This is a genomic window from Ensifer sp. ENS06 (assembly GCF_014852205.1).
In the GTDB taxonomy this organism is placed as follows: domain Bacteria; phylum Pseudomonadota; class Alphaproteobacteria; order Rhizobiales; family Rhizobiaceae; genus Ensifer; species Ensifer adhaerens.
The window spans coordinates 983,733-995,917 of the sequence record NZ_JACVBC010000001.1 but is presented as its reverse complement, the minus strand read 5'-3'; the positions used below and the strand labels follow the sequence as shown (position 1 = coordinate 995,917).

14 protein-coding genes and 2 tRNA genes are annotated in these 12,185 nt (G+C 62.2%); 9 read left to right on the top strand and 7 right to left on the bottom strand.

The window, feature by feature from the left end; translation table 11 throughout:
• Nucleotides 1–165 precede the first annotated feature (165 nt).
• Nucleotides 166–345, top strand: a complete 180-nt coding sequence (locus IB279_RS04890) for a hypothetical protein (protein WP_034789185.1) — start codon at nt 166–168, stop codon at nt 343–345.
• Between the two features lie 68 nt (nt 346–413).
• On the opposite strand, the gene IB279_RS04885 is transcribed toward IB279_RS04890, so the two are convergent.
• Both IB279_RS04885 and IB279_RS04880 read right to left on the bottom strand, forming a co-directional pair.
• On the bottom strand, nt 414–1,250 hold the full coding sequence (locus IB279_RS04885; RefSeq protein ID WP_192339108.1) for a glycosyltransferase family 8 protein: 837 nt from the start codon (nt 1,248–1,250) through the stop codon (nt 414–416).
• 356 nt (nt 1,251–1,606) lie between these two features.
• Nucleotides 1,607–2,020: a hypothetical protein gene (locus tag IB279_RS04880; RefSeq protein ID WP_034789415.1), complete on the bottom strand. Its 414-nt coding sequence runs from the start codon at nt 2,018–2,020 to the stop codon at nt 1,607–1,609.
• 288 nt (nt 2,021–2,308) lie between these two features.
• Here IB279_RS04880 and IB279_RS04875 point away from each other — a divergent pair, with 288 nt between their 5' ends.
• Complete coding sequence (locus tag IB279_RS04875; protein WP_113187061.1) at nt 2,309–3,241, top strand: ribose-phosphate pyrophosphokinase; 933 nt, start codon at nt 2,309–2,311, stop codon at nt 3,239–3,241.
• Nucleotides 3,242–3,451: 210 nt separating this feature from the next.
• Here IB279_RS04875 and IB279_RS04870 read toward each other — a convergent pair.
• A tRNA-Pro gene (locus IB279_RS04870) sits at nt 3,452–3,528 on the bottom strand.
• A 318-nt stretch (nt 3,529–3,846) separates the two neighbouring features.
• Here IB279_RS04870 and IB279_RS04865 point away from each other — a divergent pair.
• On the top strand, nt 3,847–4,284 hold the full coding sequence (locus IB279_RS04865; RefSeq protein WP_034801335.1) for a hypothetical protein: 438 nt from the start codon (nt 3,847–3,849) through the stop codon (nt 4,282–4,284).
• Nucleotides 4,285–4,348: 64 nt separating this feature from the next.
• Here IB279_RS04865 and IB279_RS04860 read toward each other — a convergent pair whose 3' ends face one another.
• A complete protein-coding gene (locus tag IB279_RS04860) occupies nt 4,349–4,531 on the bottom strand; it encodes a YegP family protein (RefSeq protein WP_034801332.1) in 183 nt (60 codons plus the stop codon).
• Nucleotides 4,532–4,656: 125 nt separating this feature from the next.
• Nucleotides 4,657–4,731 (bottom strand) — tRNA-Gln (locus tag IB279_RS04855).
• Between the two features lie 203 nt (nt 4,732–4,934).
• Between IB279_RS04855 and IB279_RS04850 the strand changes: the two genes are divergently transcribed.
• From IB279_RS04850 to IB279_RS04835, 4 genes are read left to right on the top strand one after another with little or no spacing between them, the layout of a single operon-like run.
• On the top strand, nt 4,935–5,231 hold the full coding sequence (locus IB279_RS04850; RefSeq protein WP_034801330.1) for a cupin domain-containing protein: 297 nt from the start codon (nt 4,935–4,937) through the stop codon (nt 5,229–5,231).
• Between the two features lie 17 nt (nt 5,232–5,248).
• Complete coding sequence (locus IB279_RS04845; RefSeq protein ID WP_113187060.1) at nt 5,249–6,172, top strand: MBL fold metallo-hydrolase; 924 nt, start codon at nt 5,249–5,251, stop codon at nt 6,170–6,172.
• 2 nt (nt 6,173–6,174) lie between these two features.
• Nucleotides 6,175–6,627 carry a thiol-disulfide oxidoreductase DCC family protein gene (locus IB279_RS04840; protein ID WP_113187059.1) on the top strand — a complete coding sequence of 151 codons (453 nt, stop codon included), beginning with the start codon at nt 6,175–6,177 and terminating at the stop codon, nt 6,625–6,627.
• Entirely contained in the window at nt 6,624–7,235 is a 612-nt protein-coding gene (locus IB279_RS04835; RefSeq protein ID WP_113187058.1) for a DUF4166 domain-containing protein, read from the top strand. The genes IB279_RS04840 and IB279_RS04835 overlap by 4 nt, the downstream gene beginning before the upstream one ends.
• Before the next feature lie 25 nt (nt 7,236–7,260).
• On the opposite strand, the gene IB279_RS04830 is transcribed toward IB279_RS04835, so the two are convergent.
• Nucleotides 7,261–8,169, bottom strand: coding sequence for a DUF1499 domain-containing protein (locus tag IB279_RS04830; RefSeq protein WP_113187057.1), 909 nt, complete (start codon nt 8,167–8,169; stop codon nt 7,261–7,263).
• 267 nt (nt 8,170–8,436) lie between these two features.
• Here IB279_RS04830 and IB279_RS04825 point away from each other — a divergent pair, with 267 nt between their 5' ends.
• Entirely contained in the window at nt 8,437–8,820 is a 384-nt protein-coding gene (locus IB279_RS04825; protein ID WP_113187056.1) for a hypothetical protein, read from the top strand.
• 351 nt (nt 8,821–9,171) lie between these two features.
• Entirely contained in the window at nt 9,172–9,444 is a 273-nt protein-coding gene (locus IB279_RS04820; protein WP_034801317.1) for a hypothetical protein, read from the top strand.
• Between the two features lie 49 nt (nt 9,445–9,493).
• On the opposite strand, the gene ppdK is transcribed toward IB279_RS04820, so the two are convergent.
• On the bottom strand, nt 9,494–12,160 hold the full coding sequence (ppdK, locus tag IB279_RS04815) for a pyruvate, phosphate dikinase (RefSeq protein WP_034801313.1): 2,667 nt from the start codon (nt 12,158–12,160) through the stop codon (nt 9,494–9,496).
• Nucleotides 12,161–12,185: the final 25 nt, after the last annotated feature.

The following is a 12,185-nucleotide window of genomic DNA, read 5'->3' as shown; positions in this document are numbered from 1 at the left end:
GTCCGCCTGACCATGGACGAATGAAAGCGGACGCGACGTTCGCCTTCACCCCCTCGCCCGGAACATTTGCATCGACGGTCGCGCACCCTGCGGTGGACAGAACCGCTCTCCTCGGCGTATCTGGGCGGCCTTGGCGCAAGAATGCCGAATCAGGGAGACGACAGGGTGAGCACCGACAAGCAACCGGAAACCACCGTAAAGGTCGAGAAACGCATCAACGGCAAATGGTGCTTCGTCATCAAGTTCCGCGGCGTCACCTACCCCGCCCAAGGCAACTTCACGTCGATGCTGGAGGCGCAGGCCGCCGCGCAATCCGTGCTGAACGGCCTGGAAAAGCGGGGCTGACCGAGCGCATGGCTGGCGGCGGTGCTATGCGGCCCGCGCCGCACTGCCGCTACACAAGTCAAGCGCAGCTACCGAGCAAACGCCGAGAGCCACTGCCACTTCTTTCTGATCGATAGCAGCAGCGTGCGAATGCGCCGGTCGCGATTTGTGATTAGTCGCGCCGAACGCCAGGGCGTTTGTTTCCGGTACTCCAGAAACGTCGCCTTCTCCGGGTGCTCGCATTCTTTCGTGTTCGGCTTGGCGTGAGTGAAGTGCACGATGGAAGCTTGAGAATAGTCTTCCCACCCCTTCTGCGCATTCCAGTGGCCGGGGAGATGAACGAAACTCCCTTCGGTCGTAAGGTTCAGTACGTCCTGATCCAAGAAGTCGAACGAACGCGCCTGAAGCAGCCTGGCAATGCGAGCGGTATAGTCCTGCGCGTTCCAGGCATCGATATCGACCAGCAGGACTCCCGCGTTGAAGTAGGGTGTGTTCGCCTCTCGGCCGAACGACGGATTGAAACGCGTCGGGTCATCATAGGGAACGGCTGCAACGGCCCTGCCTTCAAACGACAGATCGGCCAGTGGTGCCAGGCTCTTTTTGATCAGCGTGTCAGCATCCAGGTAGAGCAGACGGTCGTGCCGGTCGGCTAGCAATTCCGGCAGATACAGTCGAGCGTAGGTAGCGCGGCTCCAGTAGCTCGTCGTCTTCAGGCCTGAGATTTTTGAGAGAATGTCGCCTTCGACATCGATGAAGCACAGCTTCCGTTTGGCACAGGCTTGCAGCATTTCCTTGTCGGACGCCCGCAGCCCGTCACCCAGGATAAAGACCTGCGCATCTGGAATGCCACCGTTCTTTTCGAGCGAGTAAAGCATGACACCCGCGAGTTCCGCGAAGCGCCTGTCGATCGAGCATGCAACAATCATTTAAAGTCAATTTCAGCAATGCAACGCGCAGCCACAGGGCCGCATGCAGTGTCCAGGCCAAAAGCAAGATCTCGCTCGACCGCACATACCGGTAGACGCTTTGATTGCTTTCATTTGAAATGGCGTGACCCTCGCCAAGCGAGGGCCACGCTCATGGTGTCGCGCAATATGCGACGGAAGTATCAATGAAATTAATAGGTCATCTCTTACCCGAAAACACGCGGATGCACTGGTGTGCTTCTCTTCATGGCGAATGACTTCGCACACCATGCTTCCGCGTCAAGTGGGCAGAGCAGATAATAGTTGTTTGTCCGCAGAATCTCGCGCAAATCGTGTAAAAGACCTGCGCGCGGCACCTATTCGGTCGCGGACCGGATGATGTTGCAAAGGCCTTCCTGCACCACCTGCTTGGTGGCCACCTGCCCCACCTGAATATCAAACATCGCATCAACCCGCGTGCCTGAACCGCGCTTGCGGGCGACGACTCGCAATGTCTGCAGCCGCCCGGAGCCTGCCGTATCCTGGTAAGCTTCGATGGTTCCGAGTGCCTTGTTGATCTCGATCCCGGAAAAGCCTTCCGCCGCGACGCCACGCGCCATCCGCTGCAGAGCGGTCTCGGGCTTCAGCTTCGGGAACTCCTGCCAGGTCTTATAGAAAACAGGCGTCACCAGCGGAACGCCGCTCGCCTTGAAATTCTTCTCGCAGCTCTGCGCCGCCGCCACCGAATGGCCGGCCACCAGCAGTACCGTCGCAATGGATAGATGCTTGATCGACATTCCCGTTCCCCGTCGTCCGTGATTGAATGGCGGGAACCTAGAGGCTTCGCCCGCATGCCGACAGAGCAACCCCGTTGCGAATACACCTCTATTCGACCAACGGCTTTTAAGCGGCGACGAACGGCATTTGCGCAGACATTAAGGCACCGGAGTGCAGCGTCGCGAATAGCCATCTCAAACAACCCAAACCGGTTGCGTCACAAAAATGTGCAGCACTGGTTGTGAATCCACCGGCGAGGCTCTAAAGCTGCCTCAAAGGCTCCCTGTAACAGGATTGCGCTCATGAAGCTGGTGACCGGTAACTCCAACCGCGCCCTTGCCGAAGCCATTGCCAGATATCTCAATCTTCCCCTCACGGACTGTACGGTCGGGCGCTTCGCCGACCAGGAAGTCAACGTTCAACTTCACGAGAACGTGCGCGGCGAGGATGTCTATATCCTCCAGTCGACCAGTGCTCCTGCCGACGGCAACCTCATGGAACTGTTGATCCTGACCGATGCGCTGCGCCGTTCGTCTGCGCGCCGGATCACCGCCGTCATCCCCTATTTCGGCTATGCCCGTCAGGACCGCCGCGCCACCGGCCGCACACCGATTTCGGCGAAGCTGGTCGCCAACATGATCGCCGGCGCGGGTGTTAACCGCGTTATGACGCTCGATCTGCATACGGACCAGATTCAGGGCTTTTTCGATATCCCGACCGACAACCTTTATTCGGCGCCGGTGACGACCCGCGACATCAAAGAGCGCTACGACGTCGGGAATCTCATGGTCGTTTCGCCTGACGTGGGCGGCGTGGCGCGGGCTCGCGGCATCGCCAAGCGCATTGGCACCGATCTTGCGATCGTCGACAAGAGGCGCCCCCGCGCCGGCGTGTCGGAGGTCATGAACATCATTGGTGACGTCTTCGGGAAGACCTGCCTCTTGATCGACGACATCATCGATAGCGGCGGAACCTTGATCAATGCGGCTGACGCCTTGCTGGAAGCGGGCGCCAGAGAGGTCTCGGCATACATCACCCACGGCGTGCTTTCCGAGGGGGCTTGCGAGCGTATTGGCGCCAGCAACCTCAGGGAACTGGTGCTGACCGATTCCATTCAAGACACCGAATCGCAACGGCAGACCGCCAAGATCCGCCGCGTCACCGTCGCGCCGCTGCTCGGAGAGGCCCTTGCCCGAACCGCCCGAGAGCAAAGTGTTTCAAGCCTTTTCAACTGACCCACGCGAACAGTGCAAGGCCGTTTCGATTGAGCCAGGCGACTCTTGCCGGTGGGAAAAGAACGTAATCCGCTCGTCCATCCGAAAAGACCACAGCGTCACGCGGCGCAAGCTACCAATGCATTATAGAAGTGATGATTGAAGCAGTCCGCAGTCGATCCGCGCTTTGGCGCATATTTCGGGAAAGATCGGCTAAGCGGTTGATTTGGCTGGTCGGAGTGGCAAGATTCGAACTTGCGACCCCCACGTCCCGAACGTGGTGCGCTACCAGACTGCGCTACACTCCGTGACCAGCGGCGCCTCTATAGAACAGGCATTTTGATTTCACAAGCGCCTATCTCGAAAAACATTGCGCCTTTTCCAAAAAAATCGTGACGGTGGAAAACGTAGGCGCAAAATGGTCCTGGTCGGCACCAACGGCGCCCCGGAGATGCGCGTGATAGGGACTTTCTGCAACGCTTCATAATTTCCTGGAACAGGAACCGCTGCGTGCATTTCCTTTCGTCTCTTTTGGCGCTAGAGGCTCAACGGAAAGCGCGGAAAGCCAGGGGATACGGGCTTCCGTGCCATGCCGATTTCAGAACGAGAGCCAAAGGGGCAGAAACATGAACTTCCGCATGATGACGGTGGCGGGCCTCGCGCTCGTGCTCGCCGGCTGCACGACGACCGGGACGGGGATTTCCAGGAACGCAGTCGAAGCCCGTTGGCTCGGCCAGCCGGCCGGCGGCTTCTTCGCCCAGTACGGTCCGCCGATCTCCGACGTCGAAAGCGGCAGCTCCACGGTCTATAGCTGGAAGGGCGGCTACAAGACCCGCAAGATCCCGGCGCAGTACGAAACCACCAAGGACGGCAAGCGCGGCAAGCGCATTTCCTCGGCGCGCACCGAGTATCTCAGCTGCGCGGTGCAACTGACCGTCTCGTCCGACTACGTCATCCGCTCGATCCACATTGCCGGCGACCGCAAGCGCGCCGAAGGCCCGAGCTGGTGCGAAGAGTTCCTCGGCGCCCCGGCCCAGACCAAGCCGGCGGCAACCGCAGGCTAAACCAACAAACAAAAAAACCCGCCGGTGAAAATCGGCGGGTTTTTTCTAGGAGGTTGCGTCGAACTCAGCCGGCGCTGTTGTCCTCGACGGGCGCGTCGGGACCGTTCTTCTTGATCGAGTCGATGGCGTTCTGCGCGCTGGCCTTGGTCTTGTAGCCCTCGGTCGAGAACATCACTTCGCTGTTGTACTTGAAGCGAACACGGAACTCGCCAGCCTTGTCTTTGTAGATTTCGAATTTGTGAGCCATCTTCTCCCTCACACATGTTGGAATCAACGAAACTAGCGTGTCAGTTGCAAGATGACTTGACAAGAGTGCATGCAAATCCGGCGCGCGCGATCGCCCGCCCAATGGATCAACTGCCTGGAAAAATGTGGCTGGGGCGCCAGGATTCGAACCTGGGAATGCCGGTACCAAAAACCGGTGCCTTACCGCTTGGCGACGCCCCAACAGATTGACGGGACAATACGTCCGCCAAATCGAGCGCCTGATTATCAAAGCTCGCCGCCCGTCACAATCACTAAGTTGGCACTAAGTTGAATTTTCGGCGGATTTGTTGGCGACGACGCCGAAGGGCGCTCGCCGCTGGTACCGGATGTACCCTTCCCTTCGCTGACCGCACCTCCTATTGTCCCGGAAGATGGAGAATTTCATGAGCCAGTTTCGCGCCCGCCCCCCTGCCGTTCCAACCGTACTCGTCGACGACACGGTCGTCAGGATCACCCGTTGGGATTTCGAGCCCGGCGCCGACACCGGTCACCATGTGCACGGGCTCGGCTATGTGGTGGTGCCGATGACCGACTGCCAGTTCCTGCTCGAGGAAGAGGCGGGCAGCCGGCGGGTCGATATCGCCAAGGGAGCCGCCTACCGCCGTGAGGCGGGCATGGCGCACAACGTCGTCAATGCCGGCAAAGAGCCGATGTCGTTCATCGAGATCGAATACAAGTGAAATCCAGGAAGAGACGCATGCAGGGCCCGGACTTCGATCTCGATTTCAAGCCGGCCCATGGCGAGGCCGTGACGGTTGCGGACGATGTGCAGCGCATCACGGTCAACAATCCCGGCCCCTTCACCTTTCACGGAACCAACAGCTATATCGTCGGAAGACGTTCCGTTGCCATCATCGATCCCGGCCCCGATGACGAGGCGCATTTCCAGGCGCTGATGGCGGCGCTCGCCGGCCGTGAGGTCACCCATATCGCCGTCAGCCACACGCATCGCGACCACTCGCCGCTGGCGCGACGGCTGAAGGCTGCCACCGGTGCGGTGGTCGTCGGCGAAGGCCCGCATCGCTCCGCCCGTCCCTTGCATGCGGGCGAGAGCAATCCTTTCGCCGAGAGTTCCGACATGGAGTTCGTCCCCGATCTCGGGCTTGCCGACGGCGGGCGCATCGAGGGCGACGGCTGGAGCCTGACGGGGCTTACGACGCCCGGCCATACGGCCAACCACATGGCCTTCGCGCTCGATGGCACCGGCATTCTCTTTTCCGCCGACCACGTCATGGCCTGGGCGACGACGATCGTCGCGCCGCCCGATGGCGCCATGGCCGATTACATGGCCTCGCTCGAAAAGCTGCTTTCCCGCGACGAGCATCTCTACCTGCCCGGCCATGGCGGACCTGTGATCGAGCCTGCCTCCTTCCTTCGCGGCCTGCGCGCCCACCGCAAGATGCGCGAGCGTGCCGTGCTCGAACGCATCCGCGCCGGCGACAGCCATATCCCTGACATGGTCAAGGTCATCTATGCGTCCACCGACGTGCGGCTGCATGGGGCGGCGGCACTTTCGGTGCTCGCCCATCTCGAAGACCTGATCGAACAGGGACGGATCGAGACCGATGGCCCGCCCTCGCTTCTCGGCGCCTACCGGCTGGCGCCCGGCGGAGCGGGCTGATCATGCGGCGCAAGGCCTACAGCTATCGCAATGATGCTTCCGTGCCCGCCTTTGCCGACGACATGCCGGTGATCGTCTTCGACGGCGAATGCATCTTCTGTTCCGGCTGGGTGCGCTTTCTGCTTCGCCACGACCGACGGGCGCAATATCGCTATTTGACAGCACAGTCGCCGCTTGGCCAGGCGCTCTACCGGCACTACGGGTTTGATACCGTCCATTTCGAGAGCAACATGCTGATCGAGGAGGGCATCGCCCGCATCAAATCCGACGGATCGATCCGCACGCTTGCGCGGCTGGGTCTGCCGTGGTCGCTCGCCAACATCTGCCGGATCCTGCCCGCTGCCCTTCGCGATCCGCTCTATGAGCTCGTGGCGAGAAACCGCTACCGCATCGCCGGCCGCCGCCAGAGCTGCATGGTGCCGACGCCTGAGGAGCGTGGGCGCTTCATCGCATGACGATTGAAGACATGGTCCAAAAACAGAGCCTTTACCGCCAGATCCTCGGCCGGCAATGGAACCACCTGCCCGCGTCGATCCGCGCCCTGCACCACCTGTCAGAGGGGCATGCCACCTTTCGCGGACGTGCGGTCATCGAGCGCGGCAGCTCGATAGGGGCTCGGCTCGTCGCCTCCATGCTCGGCTTTCCCGGTGCAGGCGCTGACGTCCCTGTTGAAATCCACTTTGCATGCAGCAATGGTCGGGAAGTCTGGACCCGACGCTTCGGTGGGAAAGTCCTGCGCAGCTCGCAACGAAAGGCCGAGAGGCAGAACGAACCACTGCTCGCGGAAGATTTCGGACCGTTCCGTGTCCTGTGCGCGCTTGAGCCCGCCGAAAACCGCCTGCATCTCTTGGTTCGCGCCTGGTCCTTCCTCGGCCTTCCGCTTCCTCTACTGCTTGCGCCGGGTGGCCGGACGTTCGAGGAGGATCGTGACGGCCTGTTTCATTTCCACGTGGAGGTCGCAAGCCCGTTGACCGGCCTGATCGTGCGTTATCGCGGCTGGCTACGGCCAGTGGGCGAGCCGACAGCCGACTTGGGTGGTCGCAAAGCCCTCGTAGACGAATGACGTTTTCTGGCGGGCACTCCGCCGATCAGTCGCCGGCAATGCCCAACAGCTCGGCATCGAGCGCCCGCAGAAATTGATCGGCGAAGGCGGCGCCCATGCCGAGATCATGAGGCCCGTAACGCGAGGCGACGCGCAGGTCGACGAAGGTGGTCTCCGCCTCTTCGCGCAGCCGGATCAATACATCGAAACGAAAACCCGCGATCAGCGTGCGCCACTCGCCCTGCAGCACGACATCGCTGGCGCGGCGCCCTGCAATCGCGCCTTCGAGAGCCATCTCCGGGCGCGCCGCCGGAACGGGTACATTTTCCGGTTCGGCGTTCGTATCCGCGCCCGCATTCGGCCTTACTGCCAGATCCTCCAGATCGGCGCGGGCGTTCTCGACACCAAGTTCTTCGGTGATGCCGACGCGGCTCTGTTCGATGACGTTGCGCACCCCCTGATAGACGCGGTCGAGTGCGCCATCGTAGCGCCGGCCGGTCAGAGCCGGATAGGCGAGGATCTGCGCTTCACGGTCCTGAGGCGTTACCGCCGCCCTGCGCTTCAGCCAGCTCTCTTCCGCCTGCGGCACCTTGAGCCACGGCGGCGGCGTCACCGTATCCGTGCTGACGTCGTAGATTTCCGGGCGGGTCAGATATTGGACGACGCCATAGCCGATAAAGCCGAGCGTCGGCGCGGCGTAGACAAGCGCCGCAGCAGACGCCAGGCCACCAATCGCCGCAACCTGCCACAAGCGCGCCAACCCGACGACGGCAAACAGCACGCCCAACAGCGCAAAGGCGCCGGCGAGGCCAACAAGGGCGAAGAAATGCGGTGTCGTCAGCGGACCGAAGCGGTGCGCCAGCAGCGAGAGCGCAAAAAGCAGGAACGAGACACGGGCGAAGCGGCGCGCCCAGTGGGCGGCAAAGGAATAGGGGCGCTCGTACCGGACCATCATATAGTTGAATCAATTCCCTGCCGCGAAACAGACCGCATTCTTAGACCATGCCCCGTGCCGAGGGAACAGGCAATGCGGCAGTCCGCCACCGCGCTCCGGGCCTACCTTACAGTTCGCCGCAAAATCGCCATTCTCGTTAACCACCTATCAACACATGGGAATGTGCCCGCGCGCCCGGGATTCAAAGGGCACGCGGAGTTTCAATCGGAGGCAACGGCCAGCGCGCAACATCTAACGAGGGCGCTCGGCAATCGACGGAGAACCGACATGGGCGCATCGCAAGCAGCCGTGGCCATCGCCACCCCCTCTGCCTTACCGGCCGGAGACGGCGGCATCCCCATGGGGCTCCTTGAGCTCGAACTCTCCCTCGATGGTTTCTCCGGCAACAATGCCGATTTCACCAGCTTCGTCCGCACGGTTGCTGACAACGTCGGCGGTGAGTTTCTGTTTGCCCTGCCCGCTTCTGATCTGATCGAAGACTGCCGCAGCATTGCCGTGCTCCGTTGGGCTGATGCCGGAGGCGACGCTTCGATCCTGTTTGCCTGTCTCGACGAACAAGGCCGAGCCGTCCGTATCGAACATCCGAGCGACACCACGCGCGACCTCGAGCGCTTCGCCGAATCCTTTGTCGGCGTGCTCGAACGCATGTAGCACTGCAGGCCTCTCACAGGGACAACTCCAACCACATCCCTGGGCGAGGCAGCGAGCGACGTGAATGCGTTTTGGCAGCGGATTACGCGCAATCGGACCATCGCACAGGATCACACCCCGACACCCCTCCGGAACAGGCTCACACACACACGTCAACGACGGGTGTGAGGTGCCCTCGCCTACAACCGCGACATGGCACAGAATTGGCATCGTTCGTTTCGATTCTCGATACAAGTCCCTATATTGATTGTGATTCGAGGCGTTGAGTGGTGTGCCGCTCGATTGCTCACGGCGAGACGCAGACCGGTACGGCCTCACACGACCCGGTTGCGCCCAGGAGGCGCGAGAACCATGATGAAACGACTGTCCATCCTTATCGCAGCCGCGCTTCTCTTGACGGCATGCCAGACGATGACGCCGGAGGAACGGCGCATCGCCGACGGCAACACCTGCGCGTCCTACGGCTTCCGCCGCGGCACCGATGCGTTTGCCACCTGCCTGCAGCGGATCGAACTCGACCGCCGCGCCGAATCGCGCGCATTCCGCTACCAGAACGACATGATGATGTGGGGCTGGGACCGGCCGGTCATCGTCTCACGACCGGTGATCGTCCAGGCCAGGTAAAGCGGATCATGCCGAGCCAACGCCGCTTGGGCGGCGTTGGCGATAGACGTTACCCCTTGCCGTTGATCGCGGCCTGGGCCGCGGCGAGCCGGGCGATCGGCACGCGGAAGGGTGAACAGGAGACGTAGTCGAGGCCGGCGTCCTCGCAGAAGCGGATCGAGGCCGGATCCCCGCCGTGTTCGCCGCAGATGCCGAGTTTCAGACCGTTCTTGGTGCGACGACCACGCTCGGCTGCGATCTGGATCAGTTCGCCGACGCCGTCGAAATCGAGCGAGACAAAGGGGTCCTGCTCGATGATGCCCTTCTGCTGGTAGGTCGCCAGGAACTGCGAGGCGTCGTCGCGCGAGATGCCGAAAGTCGTCTGCGTCAGGTCGTTGGTGCCGAAGGAGAAGAAGTCGGCCGCTTCGGCAATCACACCGGCGCGCAGGGCTGCACGCGGCAATTCGATCATGGTACCGACGAGATAGTCGATGTCGATACCCGCCTCACCGATCACCTCCTTGGCGACCGCATCGATGCGCGCCTTGACGTAATCGAGCTCTGCCTTGAGGCCGACAAGCGGCACCATGATTTCGGGAACGACGGCCGCTCCGGTCTCGTGCGCCGCTTCAACGGCGGCTTCGAAGATGGCACGCGCCTGCATCTCGGCGATCTCCGGATAGGAGATGGCCAGCCGGCAACCACGGTGGCCGAGCATCGGATTGAATTCGTGCAGTTCATCGACGCGCTGGCGCAGTTCCGACGGATCGAGCGAGAGCGCGCCGGCAACGTCGGCGATCTCCTCGTCGGTCTTCGGCAGGAACTCGTGCAGAGGCGGGTCGAGCAGGCGGATCGTTACCGGAAGGCCGTGCATGATCGAGAACAGCTCGGCGAAATCCGAGCGCTGCATCGGCAGAAGCTTGGCGAGCGCTGAACGGCGACCTTCTTCGTCGTCGGCGAGGATCATTTCGCGCATGACATTGATGCGGTCGTCCTCGAAGAACATGTGTTCCGTGCGGCAGAGGCCGATGCCCTCCGCACCGAAGGAGCGCGCGGCGCGTGCGTCCGCCGGCGTTTCGGCGTTGGTCCTGACGGTCATCCGGCGGGTGGCGTCCGCCCAGGCCATGATCTTGCCGAAGTCCCCGGAAAGTTCCGGTTGCAGCATGGCGATCGCGCCCTTCAGCACCTGGCCGGACGAGCCGTCGATGGTGATGACGTCGCCCTTCCTGAGCGTCACGCCTCCGGCGGTCAGCGTTTCGTTGCGAAGGTCGACACGAATGCTGCCGGCGCCGGAAACGCAAGGGGTACCCATGCCGCGGGCAACCACGGCGGCGTGGCTGGTCATGCCGCCGCGGGTCGTCAGAATGCCTTCGGCGGCATGCATGCCGTGGATATCTTCAGGGCTGGTCTCGACGCGGACGAGGATGACCTTGCGGCCTTCCTTGTCGGCCTGCACCGCTTCCTCCGAGGTAAAGACGATCTCGCCCGTCGCAGCCCCCGGCGAGGCCGGAAGGCCCGAGCCGATGATGTCGCGGCGCGCATGTGGATCGATCGTCGGGTGCAGCAGCTGGTCGAGCGAGGCGGGATCGATGCGGGCAACGGCCTCCTGTTCGGAGATCAGCCCCTCCTCCGCCATATCGACCGCGACCTTCAGCGCCGCCTTGGCGGTGCGCTTGCCGGAGCGCGTCTGCAGCATCCAGAGCGTGCCGCGCTCGATGGTGAATTCCAGATCCTGCATATCGCGATAGTGGCGTTCGAGCGTATCGCAGATCGAGCGAAACTCGGCGAAGGCTTCCGGCATCAGCTTTTCGAGCGAGGGCTTGTCGGAGCCGGAGCCAAGGCGCGCCGCTTCGGTAATGTTCTGCGGCGTGCGGATGCCGGCAACGACGTCCTCGCCCTGTGCATTGACCAGAAACTCGCCGTAAAGCTCGTTCTCGCCGGTCGAGGGGTTGCGGGTGAAGGCAACGCCAGTCGCCGACGAATTGCCGAGATTGCCGAAGACCATCGCCTGGACGTTAACGGCGGTGCCCCAGGCGGCGGGGATGGCGTGCAGGTGGCGATAGGTGATCGCCCGCGGGTTCATCCAGCTCGAAAACACGGCGCCGATCGCGCCCCAGAGCTGCACTTCCGGATCCTGCGGAAAGGGTTCGCCCAGCGCTTCCTCGATCGCTTCCTTGTAACGGGCAATGACGCTCTGCCACTCCACCGCCGAAAGCTCGGTATCCTGCTCATGGCCGAGGCGCGCCTTCTCGTCCTCGAGGATTTCCTCGAAGACGTCGTGGTCGACGCCCATGACGACGTCGCCATACATCTGGATGAAGCGACGATAGCTGTCCCAGGCAAAACGGGCATCACCGGCGTCATGGCCAAGCGCATGTACCGACTGATCGTTGAGACCGAGGTTGAGAACCGTGTCCATCATGCCGGGCATGGACGCGCGCGCGCCTGAGCGAACCGAAAGCAGCAGCGGACGGGAGGTGTCGCCGAAGACGCGGCCGGTCACCTCTTCCATCCGGCTGATCCCCTCGCGCACCTGGTCGCGCAGGCCATCCGGCATCTGCCTGTCATTGTCGAAGAAGCTGTTGCAGGCATCGGTGATGATCGTCAGGCCCGGCGGAACCGGCAGGCCGAGGTTGCACATCTCGGCAAGGTTGGCGCCCTTGCCACCCAAGCGCTCACGATCACCCGCACGTCCCTCGGCCTTGCCCCCACCGAAGGTGTAAACCCATTTCGTCATGCCTGCTCTCCACCCAGAAACAGTC